Annotated in this window: 16 protein-coding genes; 7 read left to right on the forward strand and 9 right to left on the reverse strand. The window is 68.0% G+C overall.

What is annotated here, in order from left to right:
* Window positions 1-34 precede the first annotated feature (34 nt).
* From INF26_RS07790 to INF26_RS08640, 3 genes are all read left to right on the forward strand, one after another.
* On the forward strand, window positions 35-1186 hold the full coding sequence (locus INF26_RS07790; protein WP_193530378.1) for a bifunctional chorismate mutase/prephenate dehydratase: 1152 nt from the start codon (window positions 35-37) through the stop codon (window positions 1184-1186).
* A gap of 1 nt (window position 1187) precedes the next feature.
* A complete protein-coding gene (locus INF26_RS07795) occupies window positions 1188-2507 on the forward strand; it encodes a shikimate kinase (protein ID WP_193530379.1) in 1320 nt (439 codons plus the stop codon).
* Window positions 2508-2698: 191 nt separating this feature from the next.
* Window positions 2699-3634, forward strand: a complete 936-nt coding sequence (locus INF26_RS08640) for a type II 3-dehydroquinate dehydratase (RefSeq protein ID WP_193530380.1) — start codon at window positions 2699-2701, stop codon at window positions 3632-3634.
* A gap of 17 nt (window positions 3635-3651) precedes the next feature.
* Here the strand turns inward: INF26_RS08640 and INF26_RS07805 are convergent, their stop codons facing one another.
* Window positions 3652-4254: a 5-formyltetrahydrofolate cyclo-ligase gene (locus INF26_RS07805; RefSeq protein WP_193530381.1), complete on the reverse strand. Its 603-nt coding sequence runs from the start codon at window positions 4252-4254 to the stop codon at window positions 3652-3654.
* A 142-nt stretch (window positions 4255-4396) separates the two neighbouring features.
* Here INF26_RS07805 and trpS point away from each other — a divergent pair, with 142 nt between their 5' ends.
* Window positions 4397-5446 (forward strand): tryptophan--tRNA ligase, encoded by a 1050-nt coding sequence (gene trpS / locus INF26_RS07810; protein WP_193530382.1) that lies wholly within the window; start codon window positions 4397-4399, stop codon window positions 5444-5446.
* Between the two features lie 262 nt (window positions 5447-5708).
* Here the strand turns inward: trpS and argF are convergent, their stop codons facing one another.
* Window positions 5709-6707, reverse strand: a complete 999-nt coding sequence (gene argF / locus INF26_RS07815; RefSeq protein WP_193530383.1) for an ornithine carbamoyltransferase — start codon at window positions 6705-6707, stop codon at window positions 5709-5711.
* Window positions 6708-6786: 79 nt separating this feature from the next.
* Entirely contained in the window at window positions 6787-8037 is a 1251-nt protein-coding gene (locus INF26_RS07820) for an arginine deiminase (RefSeq protein WP_193530384.1), read from the reverse strand.
* A gap of 133 nt (window positions 8038-8170) precedes the next feature.
* Here INF26_RS07820 and ppk1 point away from each other — a divergent pair, with 133 nt between their 5' ends.
* Window positions 8171-10609: a polyphosphate kinase 1 gene (gene ppk1 / locus INF26_RS07825; protein ID WP_193530385.1), complete on the forward strand. Its 2439-nt coding sequence runs from the start codon at window positions 8171-8173 to the stop codon at window positions 10607-10609.
* A gap of 35 nt (window positions 10610-10644) precedes the next feature.
* Window positions 10645-11946 (forward strand): 23S rRNA (uracil(1939)-C(5))-methyltransferase RlmD, encoded by a 1302-nt coding sequence (gene rlmD / locus INF26_RS07830; protein ID WP_193530504.1) that lies wholly within the window; start codon window positions 10645-10647, stop codon window positions 11944-11946.
* Between the two features lie 13 nt (window positions 11947-11959).
* Here the strand turns inward: rlmD and INF26_RS07835 are convergent, their stop codons facing one another.
* From INF26_RS07835 to glf, 5 genes are all read right to left on the reverse strand, one after another.
* On the reverse strand, window positions 11960-12934 hold the full coding sequence (locus tag INF26_RS07835; RefSeq protein WP_193530386.1) for a P1 family peptidase: 975 nt from the start codon (window positions 12932-12934) through the stop codon (window positions 11960-11962).
* Window positions 12927-13559, reverse strand: coding sequence for a Maf family protein (locus INF26_RS07840; RefSeq protein ID WP_193530387.1), 633 nt, complete (start codon window positions 13557-13559; stop codon window positions 12927-12929). Before INF26_RS07840 ends, INF26_RS07835 begins: the two co-directional genes overlap by 8 nt.
* A gap of 69 nt (window positions 13560-13628) precedes the next feature.
* Entirely contained in the window at window positions 13629-13871 is a 243-nt protein-coding gene (locus tag INF26_RS07845; RefSeq protein ID WP_332307345.1) for a ferredoxin, read from the reverse strand.
* A 114-nt stretch (window positions 13872-13985) separates the two neighbouring features.
* Window positions 13986-15020, reverse strand: a complete 1035-nt coding sequence (locus INF26_RS07850) for a glycosyltransferase family 2 protein (protein ID WP_193530389.1) — start codon at window positions 15018-15020, stop codon at window positions 13986-13988.
* Window positions 15021-15058: 38 nt separating this feature from the next.
* On the reverse strand, window positions 15059-16261 hold the full coding sequence (gene glf, locus INF26_RS07855) for a UDP-galactopyranose mutase (RefSeq protein WP_193530390.1): 1203 nt from the start codon (window positions 16259-16261) through the stop codon (window positions 15059-15061).
* A 119-nt stretch (window positions 16262-16380) separates the two neighbouring features.
* Here glf and pta point away from each other — a divergent pair, with 119 nt between their 5' ends.
* Window positions 16381-17415: a phosphate acetyltransferase gene (pta, locus tag INF26_RS07860; protein ID WP_408647525.1), complete on the forward strand. Its 1035-nt coding sequence runs from the start codon at window positions 16381-16383 to the stop codon at window positions 17413-17415.
* 271 nt (window positions 17416-17686) lie between these two features.
* Here the strand turns inward: pta and pckA are convergent, their stop codons facing one another.
* Entirely contained in the window at window positions 17687-19288 is a 1602-nt protein-coding gene (gene pckA / locus INF26_RS07865; protein WP_193530392.1) for a phosphoenolpyruvate carboxykinase (ATP), read from the reverse strand.
* Window positions 19289-19443 lie beyond the last annotated feature (155 nt).

Here is a 19443-nt window from a genome sequence, read left to right on the forward strand (position 1 = left end):
ACCCGGGAGTCCAACCACGTACGAAAGGCGGAACATGGCAGAGCTCTCTGAACTCAGGAGACGGATCGACGACATCGACGCGCGCATCTTCGACCTCTTCACGCAGCGCGCCGAGGTCGCGGAGGGCGTCGCCGCCTACAAGCGCGAGAGCGGGATACGGGTCTTCGACCCTGCCCGCGAGCGCGCCAAGGTCGCAGACGCCGCCGCGCGCGTCCCGGATGACCTCGCGACCTACGCCCAGGTCATGATGGAGGTCCTCATGGAGGCGTCGCGGGCCCGCCAGCACGAGCTCCTCGGCGACGTCGCAGAGGACGACACGCTGAGGCGCATCAACGCCGCCCGCGCCGCGACGCCCGAGCTCTTCCCGCCGTCGGCGCGCGTCGCATGCCAGGGCGTGGAGGGCGCCTACTCGCAGATCGCAGCCGAGAAGATCTTCCGGCGACCGCAGATCGCCTACTCCCCCACCTTCGACGGGGTCTTCTCGGCCGTCGAGCAGGGCCTGGCCCGCTACGGCGTGCTCCCGCTCGAGAACTCGACTGCCGGGTCGGTGAACCAGCTCTACGACCTCATGATGGAGCACTCCTTCCACATCGTGCGCACCACGCGCGTCAAGGTCGACCACAACCTGCTGGCCAACGCCGGCGCCACGCTCTCCGGGCTGCGCGACATCTACAGCCACGAGCAGGCGATCTCCCAGTGCGCCGAGTTCCTCTCCGGTCTGCCCGACGTCCGCGTCCACGTGTGCGAGAACACCGCCGTGGCCGCCCAGCGCGTCGCCGAGTCCGGCCGCACGGACGCCGCCGCCCTCTCGTCGCTCCCTTGCGCCGACCTCTACGGGCTCCAGGTGCTCTCCGCGAGCGTCCAGGACCGCGACAACAACTACACGCGCTTCGCCTGCATCTCCAAGGAGCTCGAGGTCTATCCCGGAGCGGACCGGACCTCGTTCATGATCGTGCTGCCGCACGAGCCCGGCTCGCTCTACAAGCTGCTCGCGAAGTTCTACGCGCTCGACATCAACCTCCTGAAGCTCGAGAGCCGCCCCATCCCGGAGCGCGACTTCGAGTTCATGTTCTACTTCGACCTCGAGTGCCCCGTCGCGGCCCCGGAGTTCTCGTCACTCATGGCCACGATCGGCGGACTCTGCCAGGAGTGCCGCTATCTCGGCAGCTACGCGGAGGTGCTCTAGCGTGGACGACGAGAAGGGCCGCACGGTCGAGACGACGGGGGAACGGCCCACATCCGTCCCCTACGGCCTGGTCGGACACCCGCTCGGCCACAGCTGGTCGCCGCAGATCCACGAGCGTCTGGGCTCGGAGCCGTACGCCCTCCACGACCTCGGCCCCGACGAGGTCGAGGCGTTCCTTCGCGGCGGCGCCTGGCAGGGCCTCAACGTGACCATCCCCTACAAGCGCCTGGCGGCGGAAGTCGCCGACGTGCGCTCCCCTGCCGTCGTCCGGCTCGGTGCCGCCAACACGCTCGTCCGAGACGGGGACGGGCGAATCGTCGCCGAGAACACCGACGTCCTCGGCTTCTCGTGGATGCTGGACCGCTTCTGTCGCACGCGGCTGGGCGGATCCCCGCACGAGCTTCTCGGGGGTCGCAAGGTCCTCGTCCTCGGCAGCGGCGGAGCCGCCGCCGCGGTGCGTGACGCGCTCGAGCACGTGGTGGGCGCTCAGGCAGCGACGATCTCGCGCGGCGGCCCCGAGACCTACGACAGCCTCGCCGAGCGGCACTCCGACGCCGCTCTTCTCGTCAACACCACCCCCGTGGGCATGTACCCCGCATGCCCGGCATCGCCGGTCCCCGTGGAGACCCTCTCCGCGCTCACGTCCCTCCTCGGCGTGCTCGACGTGATCTACAACCCGCTTCGGACCGGCCTCTGTCTCGCGGCCGAGCGCCTGGGCCTGCCCGCCGAGTCCGGCCTCGCCATGCTCGTCGCGCAGGCGCTCTACGCCAGCGAGCTCTTCCAAGGAAGGGAGCTCGACGACGCGCTCGTCGACGCGGTCGAGCGCGACCTGCTCGCCCGCACCCGCAATGTCGTGCTCGTCGGCATGCCGGGCGTGGGCAAGTCGAGCTGCGGGCGCGAGCTCGCACGACTGCTCGGGCGGCCCTTCGTCGACCTCGACGACGCCGTCACCATAGAGTCCGGGCGAACGCCGGCGCAGATCATCTCCGAGGACGGCGAGGCTGCCTTCCGTGACGTCGAGACCCGGGTCGCGGGGACCTACGGCTCCCGCGCGGGCCTCGTCATCGCCTGCGGCGGCGGCATCGTCACGCGCGCCGAGAACCACGACCTTCTGAGGCAGAACGGCACGGTCGTCCAGCTCGAGCGCCCGCTCGGAGACCTGAGCGTCGAGGGGCGGCCCGTCTCGCGGGCGCGGGGGCTCGAGCAGCTGGCCGCCGAGCGCATGCCGCTGTACCGTTCGTGGGCCGACCTGGTCCTGCCCTGCACCGGGTCGGCGGCCGGGGACGCCCGCGCCATCGCAGAGCGCCTCGCCCTCGGGTGATCGACTCGCCCGCGAGACGTCGGAAAAGGCACAAATACACCGCATTTCTCGCCGTCTGCGAGACCGCTCGCCGACGTGCCGCCCCATCGGCGGCGCGGACCCTATACTTCTTTGGAACGAAGCACGTGACATGATGGGTGAGTGAGGAGACGGGGCTCCCACTTGCGATTCGACGACGGAAGGGTCGCGAAGTGGACAGAGAGCAGATAGCGCGGGAGGTCCTTGCGGCCGTGGGCGGCAGGGACAACGTCACCGCGAACGACATCTGCATGACCCGTCTCAGGATCCTCACCGAGGACCCGGCGCTCGTGGACACCGAGCAGCTCTCCGCGGCACGCGGTGTGCTGGGATACGTGCGGCGCGGGTCGAACGGCATCGAGGTCGTGTTTGGGCCCGGCAAGGTCGAGGCGGTCCATGAGGCGCTCGTTCGTCTCACGGGCCTCGAGGGCGACGAGGAGGCCTTCGAGTCTCCCGCAGGGACGGTTGCGGCCCCCCTGCATGTCCACATCTCGCAGAACCCGCTGCGCGACGCCGCCCGCGTCCAGCAGGAGGCAGACGACCCCGAGGACGTCTCGGGAGGCTCTGACGGCGTCGACGACCTGGTCAGCCTGCTCGGCGCGATCGACTCAGGCGCCCCGGCCGACGACTCGGACCTCGACGACGCCGAGGAGGACACGCTCCACACCACGGCGCGCGTGCTCGTGATCAACGGGCCCAACATCAACCTGCTCGGGATGCGCGAGCCTGACATCTACGGGCATGACTCCTACCGGGCCATGCTGCAGCTCTGCCACGGCTGCGCCAAGGAGGCGGGTTTTGCCGAGTGCACCTGCTTCCAGTCCAACCACGAGGGCGACCTCATCGACGCCATACAGGACGCGTACGGCACCTATGCCGGCATCATCATCAACCCCGGTGCCTACACGCACACCTCCATCGCCATTCTCGACGCCGCCCGCGCCGTGGGCCTGCCCATGGTCGAGGTGCACATCTCCAAGGTCGACGAGCGCGAGGAGTTCCGCCAGGTGTCCTACATACGCGACGCCTGCTTCGAGACGGTCTCCGGCATGGGCATCGAGGGCTATCGCAAGGCGATGCTCGACCTCGCCGCCTACCTCGGCCTGTAGTCCCCTCTCGCCGGGCGCTACCGTCCGCGACAGCTCCAGACGCCGCCCTCCGTGGCGATGAAGTCGACGGGGACGTCGTGGCCGTCCGTGGGGAGCGGGTTCGAGGAGAGCATGGTGGTCCTCGCGAGTCCGATCTTGTCGCCGGGATAGAAGGCGAGGAAGCGGTCGTAGTAGCCGCCGCCGTAGCCGACGCGGTGGCCGTCGCCGTCGAAGACGAGGCCCGGGACCAGACAGACGGATCCGACGAGCTGAGCGGGGTCGTCGAGCGCAGGGACGTCGGCCGCCGGCTCCAGGATTCGCATCGTGCCCGGCACGAGCTCGTCGAGCGAGGAGATCTCGTGGAAGGAGATGGCGTGCTCGTCCCGGTTGACGCGGGGGACGGCGACGCGGCGACCCTCGGCGAGGACGGCCTCTATGAGGTCGAGCGTCCCGACCTCGGCGGCGCGGGAGACGTAGGTGAGCACGAGGGGCGCCTCGGCGAAGATCGGGAACGCCTTGAGCGCGCTCAGGATTGAGGAGTCGCTCTGGATGCGGGTGCGCGCGGGGATGGTGCGACGCGCGGCGAGGTAGTTGCTCCGCAGTGAGCTCTTGTCGGCGTCGGTGCCATATGAGCTTGCCAAGGGAGCCTCCTCCACGCGCTGAGTCAGACCCATTCATTCTATCAGGGTTTCTCGACTCCGCGTTCGCACATCGGACGTGTTTGCCGTACCATGGTGCGCTGGTTGAGACAAGCGCGACCGCGCGTGATCGGATGGAGGCACCATGCCCAACGAGGGTAGCTACGAGGCCGCAAAGCGCAAGAGCGACGAGGTCCACGCCGACCTGCTCGTCAATCCCGAGAAGTACACGATGCTCACGGGGGACCGTCCGACGGGGCGGCTTCACCTCGGCCACTACTTCGGCACGCTCGTCGACCGCGTCCGCCTGCAGGACATGGGCGTGCGTACCAACGTCATCATCGCGGACTACCAGGTGATCACCGACCGCGACACCACCGAGCACATCCGCGATAACGTCTACAACATGGTCGTCGACTACCTCGCGTGCGGGCTCGACCCCGAGAAGACCATGATCTTCACGCACTCCGCGGTGCCCGAGCTCAACCAGCTCATGCTGCCGTTCCTCTCGCTCGTGACCGAGGCCGAGATGGAGCGCAACCCCACCGTCAAGGCCGAGCAGGAGGCCTCGGGCCACGCGCTCACGGGGCTGCTGCTCACCTACCCCGTGCACCAGGCGTGCGACATCCTCTTCTGCAAGGGCAACATCGTGCCCGTGGGACGCGACCAGCTCCCCCACATCGAGATCACCTCTAAGATCGCCCGTCGCTTCAACGAGCGCTACGGGAAGGTCTTCCCCGAGGTGACGGGTCTGCTCACCTCAACTCCGCTGCTCCCCGGCCTCGACGGCCGCAAGATGAGCAAGTCCTACGGCAACGCGATCTCCATCTCCATGACGGCAGAGGAGACGGCCAGGCTCATCAAGAAGTCCAAGAGCGACTCCGAGCGCAACATCACCTTCGACCCCGAGAACCGCCCGGAGATCTCCGGTCTGCTCACCACCGCCGGCATCTGCACCGGCCGCGACCCGCGCGAGATCGCCGAGGAGATCGGCATGGGCGGCGCGGGCCAGCTCAAGCGCTACGTCACCGAGGCGGTCAATGACTACTTCGCCCCCATCCGCGAGCGTCGCGAGGAGCTCGCGAAGGACATGGGATACGTTGCGGACGTCCTGCACGAGGGCAACCGCCGTGCCTGCGAGATCGCGTCCGCGACCCTCGACGAGGTCCGCGAGGCCATGGGCATGGTGTACTAGGCACAACGGCCTTTGCCCCCAGAGACAGCCGGAACCATACATCCCGAGCGGCGCATGGCGAGAAGAACGCACCGCTCGGGTTTTTTGTCCGCGTACCAAGAATCCCGAGCGACGCATGCTCCGCAGAGGAGTTCGGAATGCGTCGTTCGGGATTCTTGTCCGTTTGAATGCGCTGCTCGGGATTCTTGGTACGAAGAGCACGCGCAGCACGGGATTTGTGGTCGCGATGCCCGCGGGGACGACGGGCTCGCCTGCGTCAACGCTAGCGCAGCGTCGCCAGCATCACCGCCTTGATGCTGTGGAGGCGGTTCTCGGCCTCGTCGAAGACGCGGCTGCGCGGCCCCTCGAAGACCTCGTCGGTGACCTCGAGCTCGGGCAGGCCGAACTTCTGGTAGACCTCCTCGCCGATGTCGGTCTTGCGGTCGTGGAAGCTCGGGAGGCAGTGCATGAAGATCGCGTCCGGCTCGGTCTTGGCCATGAGCTCGGCGTTGACCTGGTAGGGGGACAGCAGGCGGATGCGCTCGCCCCACAGCTCGGCGCTCTCGCCCATGGAGACCCAGATGTCGGTGTAGATCACGCTGGCGCCGCGTGCGCCCTCGTCGACGTCCGCGGTCAGGGTGATCGTGGCGCCCGTCTCGGCGGCGACCGCGCGGCAGGTCTCAACGAGCGCCGCGTCGGGCATCTGCTCGGCCGGTCCGCAGGCGCAGAAGTCGATGCCGAGCTTGGCGCAGACGACCATGAGCGAGTTGCCGACGTTGTTGCCGGCGTCGCCCATGAAGGTCACCTTGCGGCCGCGCATGCCGCCGCGGCCGAACTCCTCCTCCATCGTGAGGACGTCGGCGATCATCTGCGTGGGGTGGAACTCGGTCGTGAGGCCGTTCCACACCGGGACGCCCGCGTACTCCGCGAGCTCCTCGACGCGCTCCTGGCCGTAGCCGCGGTACTCGATGCCGTCGAACATGCGGCCGAGGACGCGGGCGGTGTCGGCGATGGACTCCTTCTTGCCGATCTGGGACGCGCTCGGGTCGAGGTACACGGCGTGCATGCCGAGGTCGGCGGCACCAACCTCGAAGGAGCAGCGGGTGCGCGTGGAGGTCTTCTCGAAGATGAGGGCGACGTTCTTCCCCTCGAGGTAGCGGTGCGGCTCCCCCGCGTGCTTCTTGGCCTTGAGCTCGGCCGAGAGGTCCAGCAGGTAGCGAATCTCCTCCGGCGTGAAGTCGAGGAGCTTGAGGAAGTTGCGTCCGGTGAGGCTTACGGCCATGTTCTTCTCCCTTCGGGGGTGGCTGGTCCGCAGCCGATTGTAGCGCAAGGGGCGAGAGGGGCGTCCCTCTCAACTCCCCCTACACGGCGTCTCGCCAGAAGGCCATCGACATGCAGTGCGGGCCGCCGCGGCCGCGCGAGAGCTCGGCGGAGGGGATCTCCAGAAGCTCGATGCCCTCGCGCGAGAGGATGTCGTTGGTGACGGCGTTGCGCTGGTACACGAGGACGCGGCCGGGGGCGACGGCGAGCGTGTTGGAGCCGTCGTTCCACTGCTCGCGCACGCTCGCGATCGGGTCATCGCCGCCGCACTTGATCAGGCGCACGGCGTCGAGTCCCAGGGCGCGGGCGAGGATCTCGTCGAGGGAGCCGTCCAGGCGCCTGATGCCGACCTCACCCTCGCGCGCGCCACGGGTGAGCTCGAAGACGACGAGCGTGCCGAGGATCCCCGGGTGAACCGTGAACGTGTCAACGTCGACCTGGGTGAAAACGGTGTCCAGATGCATGAACGAGCGCTTGTGCGGGATCGAGAACGCGAAGACGCGCGCGACGCCCGACTCGGGCTCTCCCCACAGCAGGCGCGCAGCGAGCTCGTCGATCGCCGCCGGGGAGGTGCGCTCAGAGATGCCCACGCCGATGACGTCGGGCCCGAGCACGAGGATGTCGCCGCCCTCGATGTTGTGCGGGCGGTCGCTCGTGTACCACAGCGGCGTCCCGCCGTACTCCGGGTGGTAGCGGAGCAGGAACTCGCCGAAGACGCCCTCGCGACGGCGCGTGCGCGAGAGCATGCTGTTGAGGGAGACGCCGGACCCGATGACCGAGAACGTGTCACGGGTGAAGTAGATGTTGGGAATGGGGTCGATGACCAGGGGCGAGCCGGCGTTGCGGTCGGTGAGCATGAGGTCGGCGAGCGAGGCGGCGCGCGTCGGGGAGAGGTCGAGCTCGTCGGCGCGGACGCCCTCGATGCACTTGTCGACGAGCGCGCGCGTGTCGTCGATGGAGTCCAGGAGCTCGCGCACGGCACCCCGCGCGGCGCGACCGGGGAGGCCCGCCTCGTCCAGCCAGCGCTCGCAGAACTCGGCGCGCGCGCCGGGCACGGCGTCGAGCGCCTCGGCGACGAGCTCGTCGAGGTAGAGCACCTCGACACCCTCGTCGGCGAGCATGCGGGCGAAGCAGTCGTGCTCGCGCTGCGCCTCCTCGAGGAAGGGGATGTCGTCGAAGAGCAGCGGGCCGAGCGTGTCCGGCGAGAGGTTCAGGAGCTCGTTTCCCGGGCGGTAGAGCATCACCTTGCGCAGGCGCCCGATCTCAGAGCGAATGTTCAGTCCCTCGTGCATTGGGGCTCCCTCCGTGAGGTTCCTTTCATAACCATAACGCACGCGGCGCCGTTCGTCCCATGTGCGGCTGCTATCATCATGAGAGGACACAATTCGACGCCCCCGGGCGCCGCGAGACGAGAGGTGCTGTGCTATGGGCAAGGACGCTGCCGAGAAGAACGGCAAGGCTGCGGTGAAGGCGGAGACGCACGCCAAGGAGCCGAAGGCGGGCAAGGCCGCGAAGGGCGAGAAGAAGGCCGATCGGGCCACCGAGCGCGACTTCTCCTACACCCAGAACCGCGAGATCAGCTGGCTGCGCTTCGACGACCGCATCCTCGACGAGGCATACGACGAGAGCGTCCCCGTGTTCGAGCGCCTCAAGTTCTGCGAGATCGTGGAGTCCAACCTCGACGAGTGGTTCATGATCCGCGTGGGCGGCCTCTCCGACCTCGCCTCCCTCAAGAACCAGCCCAAGGACAACAAGTCGAACATGACCCCCGAGGAGCAGCTCGACGCCGTGTTCGAGGCCCTGCCCCCGCTGATCGAGCGTCACGAGAAGGGCCTCGAGCAGGTCGAGGCGGCGCTCGCCGAGCATGGGCTGGTGCGCGTCTCCCCCGCCGACTTCACCGAGGCCGACCGTGCCGCCGTCCAGCGCCACTTCGACCGTCGCCTGGCCCCCATCATCTCCCCGCTCATCGTCGACCCGCGCCACCCCTTCCCGAACCTGCGGAACGGGCGCCTCTTCGTCGCGTGCTCTCTTGACGGCGTCGAGGAGACGGGGCTTCTCGGCATGATCGAGGTCCCCGCCGCCGAGGCGCGCGTCGTCGCGCTCCCCGCCTCGGCCAAGGCCTATCGCTACACCCTGCTCGAGGACGTGCTGGAGACCTGCCTCGACCAGTGCTTCGGCGACTACGTCCCCAAGCGCTCCGTCGTGCTGAGGGTCACGCGCAACGCCGACATCGACCCGGACGGCGAGGGCGTCGAGGAGGAGGAGGACTACCGCCAGCACATGAAGAAGGTGCTGAAGCTGCGCCAGAGGCTACAGCCGATCCGCCTCGAGATCCGCGGCAAGCTCGGCAAGAAGCTCGAGGACCTCATCGCCGCCGAGCTCTCCCTCGAGCCGCGCCGCATCTTCCGCCTGAACCGCCCGATCGACCTCGGCTACGTCTACGGCCTCGAGTCGTCCATCCCCGACCACGAGCACACCGCCTGCGTGTATCGTCCCTTCGAGCCGCAGATCTCCCCCATGGTCGACCTCTCCCTCCCCATGCGCGGCCAGGTGGAGGACCACGACGTCCTACTCACCTATCCCTACGAGTCCATGACGCCGCTTTTGCGCCTCGTGCGCGAGGCGTCCTCCGACGATGCGTGCATCTCCATCAAGATCACGCTCTACCGCGTCGCCAAGAGCTCTCACCTCTGCGAGAGCCTCATCAGTGCCGCCGAGGCCGGCAAGGACGTGACCGTCCTCATGGAGCTGCGCGCCCGCTTCGACGAGGCCAACAACATCGCCTGGGCAGAGCGCCTCGAAGACGCCGGCTGCACGGTGATCTACGGCTCGGAGGGCTTCAAGTGCCACTCCAAGATCTGCCAGATCACCTATCACGACCGCGAGGGCATCAGCCGCATCACCTGCCTCGGCACCGGTAACTTCAACGAGAAGACCGCCGCCCTCTACTCCGACTTCATGCTGCTCACCGCCGACGAGGGCATCGGCGCCGACGGCAACACCTTCTTCCGCAACCTCTCGCTCGGCAACCTCCGCGGCTCCTACAAGCACCTCGGCGTGGCGCCGGTCGGCCTCAAGCCACTCGTCATGCGCGGGCTCGACCGCGAGATCTCCCGCGCGCGCGAGGGTGCGCCCGCGAAGGTCTTCCTCAAGATGAACTCGCTCACCGACCGCGACGTCATCGACAAGATCTCTGAGGCCTGCGAGGCGGGCGTACGGGTGGTCATGATCGTCCGCGGCATCTGCTGCATCAAGGCGGGCGTCCCCGGCAAGACCGACGGCCTCGTGGTGCGCCAGATCGCCGGCCGCTTCCTCGAGCACGCCCGCATCTACGCGTTCGGCGAGTACATGGACACGATCTACCTCTCGAGCGCCGACATGATGACGAGGAACACCGAGAGGCGCGTCGAGATCGCCTACCCCGTGCGCGACCCCGCGTGCTCCGAGATCGTTCGCCACTTCGTCGAGCTGCAGCTCTCCGACAACGTGAAGGCGCGTCAGCTCACGGCGGAGGGGACCTGGGCGCGCGTGGACGCCGACGAGGACGCCCCGCGCGTCGTCTGCCAGGAGGAGCTGCTCCGGGAGGCCTACGCGCATGCCCGCGCCGCCGCCGAGGAGCGCGCCGCCGCGCAGAAGGCCGAGCGAATCCAGCCCGAGGCGTCCGCCGGCCCGGACCTCGCCTCGGTCGAGCAGGAGCCCGCAGAGGCGGCCGAGGCCCCGGAGGTCAACGTGCCGCCCGCTCCCGCCGCCGAGCCCGCCGTCGTGGCGCCGACGACCAAGCCTGCCAGGCGGGGACGCCTCTCCCGCTCCCTCTCGCTCTTCGGCCAGGCGTTCGGCGCCCTCTTCGGCGGGGGTGACGAGTGAGCGGGTCGCCCGAGCTCGAACTGACCTGCGAGCGGATGACCTACGGGCCCGACGCCCTCGCACATGACACCGACGGCCGTGCCGTCTTCGTCTCCGGCGCCGTGGTCGGCGACCGCGTCCGCGCCGTCATCGACCGCGACGAGGGACGTTGGGCCCACGCGGCCGCCCTCGAGCTGACCGAGGCCTCGCCCGAGCGCGTCGTCCCCCGCTGCCCCCATGCGGGCGCCTGCGGGGGCTGCCCCTGGGCGGCGCTCTCCTACGAGGCGCAGGCGCGCGCCAAGCGCGACGGCGTCGTCGACGCGCTCGCGCGCATCGGGCGCCTGGGCACCGAGCGCGCCGAGGCGCTCGTCTCCCCGCTCGTCTCCCCGGGAGACCCCTGGGGGTACCGCAACAAGGTCGAGCTCGCCGTCGCGCGCGATGCGCGCGGCAGGGTGACGCTCGGCATGCACGGCCGCGGCGAGGGCGACGTCGTGCAGGTCAAGAGCTGCGCGCTGCTCGACAAGGCGCATTCCGGGGCCGTGAAGTCGGTCTCGGGCGCGCTCGGATACCTCGCCGGAAGCCATGACCTCCAGCTCGAGCGTGTCGGGATTCGCGCCTCGAGGCGCACGCGCGACCTCGAGGTTGCCCTCTGGACGAGGCCGGGCGCGTTCCCCCGCGCCCAGGTCGCCAAGGTGCTCGGCGACGCCCTGCGCCCCACGTCGGTCGTTCGCGTCATGCAGAAGGGGCCCGCCAAGGCGCGTCGCATCGCTGGCGTCGAGTGCCTCTCGGGCGCCGGCTCGTGGGGCGAGGTCGTGGGCGCGGAGTCGATGCGCGTCTCCGCGCCGTCCTTCTTCCAGGTCAACACCAGGGGCGCCGAGAAGCTCGTGGAGCTCGTCATGGAGGCGCTCGACCCTCAGGCCGACGAGGAGGCGATGGACCTCTACTGCGGGGCGGGCACCTTCACGCTCCCGCTCGCACGACGTGCGGGCTTCGTCTCGGCCGTCGAGTCGTACGGCCCGGCCGTGCGCGACCTGCGTCGCAACCTCGAGCGCGCGGGACTGGGCAACGTCGACGCCGTGGGGGGCGACGCCGGACGCGAGTTCCCCGACACGGACGCCGACGTCATCGTCGTCGACCCGCCGCGCGCCGGCCTCGCCGCGGACGTCGTGTCGCGTCTCTCCGAGCAGCCCGCGCGCGCCATCGCCTACGTGAGCTGCGACCCCGCCACGCTCGCCCGCGACCTGGCGCGCTTCGAGGAGATCGGGGCATTCAGGCCCACCCGAGTCACGCCCGTGGACCTCTTCCCCCAGACCTACCACGTGGAGACGGTCACCCTGCTCGAGCGCGCACGAGCCTGAGGCCGCGCCCACACTACAGGTCGCGGGCGGCCACGTACCCGTACGCCGACTCCGCCTGGCGGGCGCCGTCGGCAATCGCGCGCCCGAGCGCGCGCACGGCGAGCGCCCCGACCGCGTCGACCGGCGCGTCCACGGAGCCGGTTGCCATGACGAAGACGGTGTCCCCGTCGTTGGTGGTGTGCGTCGGCGTGATGGCGTGCGCGTAGGCGTCAGCCGCCATCTGCGCCACCTTGGTTGCCTGCGCCTTGGTGAGCCGTGCGTTGGTGACCACGCACGAGATCGTGGTGTTGGCGCGCGCGAGCGGCATGCGGGCGACGCCGCCGAGAAGCGCCTCGACGCTGCTCCCCAGCGCGCCCCCCTCCTCGCGGACCCCCGCGATGACCTCTCCGGTGTCCGGGTCGCGCACGTCACCGCAGGCGTTGACGGCGGCGACGGCGCCGCAGACGAGGGCGCCGGCGCACTCCACGTCCTCGCCGAGACCCGACTTCATCGCCCGCTCCTGGCCGGTGAGCTTGCCGACCGTGCAGCCCGTCCCGGCGCCCACGTTGCCGCGCTCGAGCGGGCGCCCGGGCTCGTCCAGCGCGGCGGCGCAGGCGTTTCGGCCGTCCTCGGCCGTCGGGCGCGCGTGGGCGTCGCCACAGGCCAGGTCGAAGAGACAGGCGCCCGAGACGATGGGCACGCGGGCGACCCCAACGTCAAGGCCCAGGCCGCGCCGTTCGAGCTCCTCCGCCACGCCGCAGGAGGCGGCCAGGCCGAAGGCACTGCCGCCCGACAGGACGACAGCGTGCAGCTCCTGGACGGTCTCCTCAGGTCGAAGCAGGTCCGTCTCGCGCGTCGCGGGCGCCCCGCCGCGGACGTCGACGCCGCCTACGGCGCCCGAGGGACAGAGGATGACGGTGCAGCCCGTGGCACCCGCCTCGTCGGTGGCATGGGCGGCGTACACGCCGGGAATCTGCGTGACGCTCCGGACGATCTTCTCGCTAGGCATGGGCCCCTCCGATCCTGATCGACTGTACCACGAGGTCGCGGCCGCCCCCGACGAGCTTGCCGAGCTCGCGGACGAGTCGCGCCACGGGCAGGCCGACGACGTTGCTGTAGTCGCCGCGCACCTCGCGCACGAGCAGCCTGCCGGTGCCCTGGATGCCGTACGCGCCCGCCTTGTCGAGCGGCTCTCCGCAGGCGACATAGGCGTCGACCTGCTCGTCGGTGAGCTCCCAGAACGTGACGTCGCTCGTCTCGACGAAGCGCGCCTCGCGCTCGAGGGAGCCGTCGGGGGCGAGCAGCATCGCGCAGACGCCGGTCGAGACGTGATGGGTGCGGCCCGAGAGCTCGTGCAGCATCGCCGCGGCGTCGGCGGCGTCGGCAGGCTTGCCCAGCGCCTCGTCGCCCATCCAGACGATCGTGTCGGCGGCGACGAGCAGGCCGTCGGCGGGCGCATGCTCCAGCGCCGCGCGCACGGACTCGGCCTTCTCGGCGGCGAGGCGGCCCACGAGGTCCACGGGGCTCTCGCCGTCCTGGCGCGTCTCGTCTATGTCGGCGGGGACGACCTCGAGCTCAAAGCCGGCGTCGCCGAGGAGCTCCCGGCGCCGGGGCGACTGGGATGCGAGTATCACGGCTTACCTCCAAAAAGAAAGCGGGGACCGAAGCGGCCCCCGCTTGACGTCACGTTGACGCGCGTCGATCTACTCGACGACGATGGCGGAGACGGGGCAGTTGTCGGCAGCCTCCTGAGCGGCGTCCTCGGCGTCCTCGGGCACGTCCTCCTCGATGGCGACGGCGACGCCGTCGTCGGAGATGGAGAAGACGTCAGGGCAGGTGCCCTCGCACAGACCGCAGCCGATGCACTCCTCGTTGACAGTAGCCTTCATGTGTGAATCCTCTCTCTTGCCCGGACCCCCTGCCCGGGTTACCACCTTTTTGTACACGTTTCGACGCCTGTGCGCAACCGTTTCTTGCGTGCGGCAGAAATAGCCCGTCAACGGCCATGAGCTGCCGTTTATTCCTAGCGTCTCGGTGGGTTTTCCGCGGCCGCGGGCGTCCTAGTTGAACTTCACGAGCTTCTGTGCGGCGCGGTAGCCGGCCAGCGTGAGCGCGCGGCCGAGCGTGCCGGGGAGGTTGGTCGCGAGTCCGACGACACCGTGACGGGCGCGGCGGTACATGCGGCGGTCGTAGGCCCTGAGCTCGTCCCAGAGCTTCTGGAGCTCGTCCATCGCGTCCGGGCGGTCGCTCTTCTTGGAGAAGACCGAGCAGATGGCCATGATGATCGTGAAGTAGTTCATCATGTAGCTGCGCAGCTTCGCCGAGGAGACGTCGTCGTAGACGTGGTAGGCGTGCATCATGACGCGCGCGACGCGCCAGTAGTGGTCGACGCGGCTGGTGAGGACCTTGTCGTTGACGGACTGGTCCTCGCGCCCGATGAAGTAGCGGTAGGCGTCCACGTCGAGGTAGTAGATGCTGCGGCACGCCGGGAAGGGCACGTAGGCGTAGATGTTGTCGACGTAGAAGGTGTGGGGCGGCATCTCGAGCCCCACCTCACGCAGCACGTCGACGCGGTAGGTCAGCGCATGCATGAGCAGGTACTGCCACATCATGAAGTGACCCATGTCGTTCCAGGTGAAGATGCGCCCCACCGGCAGCACGCGACGGTAGTCGACCTTGTTCTGCGTGTCGTCCTCGACGTGCTCGTAGACGTAGTTGGTGATGACGAGGTCGACATGCTCGCCCAGCTCCTCGAAGCGACGGAGCTGGTCGAGAAGGACCCGCACGGCATTGGCGTCAACCCAGTCGTCCGAGTCGATGTTCTTGAAGTAGGTGCCGCTCGCGTTGCGCACGGCCTGCATGACCGCGGCGCCGTGCCCGCCGTTCTCCTGGTGGACGGCCTTGATGATGCCCGGGTGGCGCTCGGCCCAGGCGTCGGCGCGCTGGGGCGTGTCGTCTTTGGTCGAGCCGTCGTCGACGATGATGATCTCGACGTCCTCCGCGTACCCGGTGCCCTCCAGGATGGACTCGATGCAGTGGTCCATGTAGGCGGACGAGTTATAGCACGGGATTCCGAACGTGATGGTCTTCTTCATGCCTGTCCTTCTCGCGGGCGCAGTCAAGGGCACCCTTGCTAGCTGTGCTGGGCGATGATCTCGTCGGAGAGGTCGAGCGCAGAGGCGACGACGCCGTCCATGTCGTAGTAGCGGTACTCGGCGAGACGGCCGACGCAGTGGAAGTTGACGAGGTCCTCGACTCGCGCGCGATAGCGACGGTAGAGCTCGAGGTTCTCGTCCTCGAGAATCGCGTAGTACGGATCCTGGCCGCTGCCCGGCTCATAGGCCTTGGAGTACTCCTTCATGATTGTCGTCTTGCCGGGCACCACCTGGCCGGTCATGTTCTTGAACTCGGTGATGCGCGTAAAGTTCTCGCTCGTCGTGTAGTTAACGGTTCCGACGGGCTGGAACTGGTCGCAGTCGAGCGTCTCGAAGACCATATCGAGCGTGCGGTACGGAAGCGCGCCGAGGTCAAGGTTAAAGAGCTCGTCAAGCGGGCCGGTGTAGATGATCTCCCCGCCGTAAGGGCGCCCACAGACCGAGACGCTGGTCTCGGAGACTTTAAGGATGTCGCGGGCATCTACGTCCAGGAATACCGAGATGAGATCATGCTCGAGCATGTGCTCGAAGAGGACGGTATAGCCCTCGGCCGGCATGCCCTGGTATGGGGCCTGCGGGAAGTAACGCTCGTCGTCGCCCACGAACACGGGCACGCGACCGGTAATCGACGGGTCGATCTGGTCGGGGGTCTGCCCCCACTGCTTCATCGTATAGTGGAGGAAGACATTCTCGTAGACGTAGTCGGCGACCTCCACGAGATCGGGGTCATTCTTCTCACGAAGCTCCATGATGGGAACCTTCTTGTTCTCGCCGAAGGTGTCCACCAGCTTTTGATAGAGACGCTCTCCCTTCTCGTCGCCGAAGGCGAGCTTGAGGGAGCGATGGTTGAAGGGCACGGGCATGAGCGTGCCGTGGATGTTGGCGAGCACCTTGTGCTGATAGTCGGTCCACTCGGTGAAGCGCGAGAGGAACTCGTTCACGCGGTCGTTCACGGTGTGGTAGATATGCGGACCGTACTTGTGTATGAGGATGCCCGCCTCGTCCTCGTAGTCGTAGGCGTTGCCGGCGATGTGGTCGCGACGCTCGAGCACGCAGACCTTGAAGCCGCAGGACTCGGCAAGTCGACGCGCGCAGGTGGCCCCCGCGTAGCCTGCGCCGACGACGATCGCGTCATAGCAGTCAGGGTTGAAACCAGTGGGAAGACCCTTCTCGATGCTCATGGAAATCCTCTCTTCGCGCCGTCACGAGCCGACGTGCGCTCGCCCATTCGTCCGCACGATTCTACCACCTCGAACCTATAATGGACCAAAGCGGCGCGCATGCCCGACAGAGGAACACAATCGGGCTCGCGCGAGGATGGACGAATAGTGAAGGAGTTTCGATGAGCGATTTTCTCGCCCGCATGAAGGCCGCGGCCAAGGCCTACAAGAAGACGATCGTCCTGCCCGAGGGCGAGGACCCGCGCACCCTCGAGGCTGCGCGCAAGATCGTGGCTGAGGACCTGGCCAACCTCGTGATCCTGGGCGACCCCGCGAAGATCGACGTCGACGGCGTGACCGTCATCGACCCGACCTCCCCCACGGCCCCCAAGCACGAGGCCTACGCCCAGAAGTTCGCCGAGCTGCGCGCCAAGAAGGGCGTCACGATCGAGCAGGCCCGCGCCCAGATGATGGACGCCACCTACTACGGCACCATGATGGTCAAGATGGGCGACGCCGACGGCCTCGTCTCCGGCGCCTGCCACTCCACGGCCAACACGCTGCGCCCGGCGCTCCAGATCCTGAAGACCGCCCCGGGCACCAAGCTCGTATCCGCCTTCATGGTCATGTGCACCAAGACCCCGGAGTTCGGCGCCGACGGCACGCTCGTCTTCGCTGACTGCGGCCTGAACATCGACCCGACCTCCGACGAGCTCTCCGAGATCGCCATCGCCTCCGCCAACTCCTTCGCCACCTTCATGGACGACGTGGAGCCGCGCGTGGCCATGCTCTCCTACTCCACGATGGGCTCGGCCGGCGGCGACACGGCGAAGAAGGTCCAGGAGGCGACCAAGTTTGCCAAGGAGAAGGCCCCCGAGCTCGCCATCGACGGCGACCTCCAGCTCGATGCCGCCATCGTGCCCGAGGTTGCCGCCCTCAAGGCTCCGGAGAGCAAGGTCGCGGGCCACGCCAACGTGCTCGTCTTCCCCAACCTCGAGACCGGCAACATCGGCTACAAGCTCGTCCAGCGCTTTGGCCAGGCCGAGGCCTACGGCCCCATCCTTCAGGGCATCGCCAAGCCCGTGAACGACCTCTCGCGCGGCTGCGTGGCCGACGACATCGTGGGCGTCGTGGCCATCACCGCCGTCCAGGCCCAGATGGCCGAGATGCACTAGTAGCGGACATCCGAAACTGCTACTGCCTGGCCCTGACGCCGTATGGCGCCGGGGCCTTTCTCATGCCAAGACAGACCGCAGATTTCAAGGGCATTGGCTCATGTTGTGTACGCAATTTCGGCTTTGATATTAGGTGTTTCTCGACAAATCCGCAGGTAGACGCACTGGCAAGAGGAGCATAAGGTATTGAAGTGTGCGCACAACCTCGAAAAAGGAAACGCGGGGCCGAGAAAGACCTCGACCCCGCGAAATGCGGTCTATGAAACTCAGCCTAGCGACCGATGGGCTTGGGGCCGGCGGCGCGGACCTCGGGCGCCATCGTGGTGAGGCGCTTCTCGGCGTTGTCGACGAACATCTGGGCGAGCTTCTCGGCCATGTCGTCGTAGGCCGCGCGGTCCTCCCAGGTGTTGCGGGCGTTGAGCAGCTCGCTGGGCACGCCGGGGCAGGACGTGGGCACGTCGAGGTTGAAGCGCTCGTCGTGGACGAACTCGGAGTCGTCGATGATGCCGGACTGGGCCGCCTCGACCATCTTGCGCGTGTAGGAGAGCTTCATGCGCTTGCCGACGCCGTAGGGGCCGCCGGTCCAGCCGGTGTTGATGAGGTAGACGCGCACGCCGCCCTTGTCAATCTTCTCGCCGAGCATCTGGGCGTAGACGTTGGGGTCGAGCGGCATGAACGGCTCGCCGAAGAGCGAGGAGAACGTGGGCTGGGGCTCCTTGATGCCGCGCTCGGTGCCGGCGACCTTGGAGGTGAAGCCGGTCATGAAGTGGTACATGGCGGCGTTGCGGTCGAGCTTGGCGATCGGGGGCAGCACGCCGAAGGCGTCGGCCGTGAGGAAGATCACGACGTCGGGGGTGCGCTTGGCGCGGCCCTTGGCCACGGCGCCGGGGACGAACTCGACCGGGTAGGCCACGCGGCCGTTCTCGGTGAGGGAGGTGTCGAAGTAGTCCGCCACGCGCGTCTCGTCGTCGATCACGACGTTCTCGCACATGGAGCCGAAGCGGATGGCGTTCCAGATCTGCGGCTCGGTCTCGGGCGTGATGTCGATGGTCTTGGCGTAGCAGCCGCCCTCGATGTTGAAGACGCGGTCCTCGGCCCAGCCGTGCTCGTCGTCACCGATGAGCAGGCGGTCCTCGGCGGCGGAGAGGGTGGTCTTGCCGGTGCCGGAGAGGCCGAAGAAGACCGTGGTGCCGTGAGAGCGCGGGTTCATGTTGCAGGAACAGTGCATGGTGAGCACGTTGTCCTCAACGGGCAGCAGGTAGTTCATGACCGAGAAGATCGACTTCTTGATCTCGCCGGAGTACTGGGTGCCGACGACGAGGATCGTGCGCTCCTGGAAGTTGATGAGGACGGCGGCCTCGGAGTGGGTGCCGTGGACCTCGGGGTCGAGCTTGAGGGAGGGCGCCGCCATGACGACGAAGTCGGCCTCGCCGAAGTCGCGGAGCTCGTCCTCGGTGGGACGCACGAGCATCTGGTGGACGAAGAGCGCCTGGCTCGCGAGCTCGCAGATGGCGCAGATCTTGCGGGAGTAGCGACGCTCGGCACCGGCGAGGCCGTGCACGACGAAGAGGCGACGCTCGGAGAGGTGGCCGATGACCTCGCTCTTGATCTTCTGGTACTTCTCCTCGGAGAACGGGACGTTGACGCTGCCCCACGCGATCTTGTCGTGGACGTCGGGCGTGTCGACGATGAAGCGGTCCTTGGGCGAGCGGCCGGTGTACTGGCCGGTGATGACGGAGAGCGAGCCGGTGCTGGTGAGCTCGCCCTCGCCGCGCTCGACGGCGGTCTCGATCAACACGGCGGGGGACGCGTCGATGACGGTCTTCTCCTCCGTGTGGGCTATGCCGTAGCGCTGAAGTTCCTCGATGATCATGCGTGCCTCCTTATGGCAGGCGGGTATCCGCCGACTTAAGACGCATAGCAGTCCCCCAAATTCCGAGGGCACCGGTTGGATATTATGACACAACTCCCCGCTCGCGGCTCCATACGCCCCATTCAGCTAGCCAAGAAGGCGAGAAGGACGCGGAG

The sequence above is a fragment of the Thermophilibacter gallinarum genome, from assembly GCF_014982725.1.
GTDB classification, from domain to species: Bacteria; Actinomycetota; Coriobacteriia; order Coriobacteriales; family Atopobiaceae; genus Thermophilibacter; species Thermophilibacter gallinarum.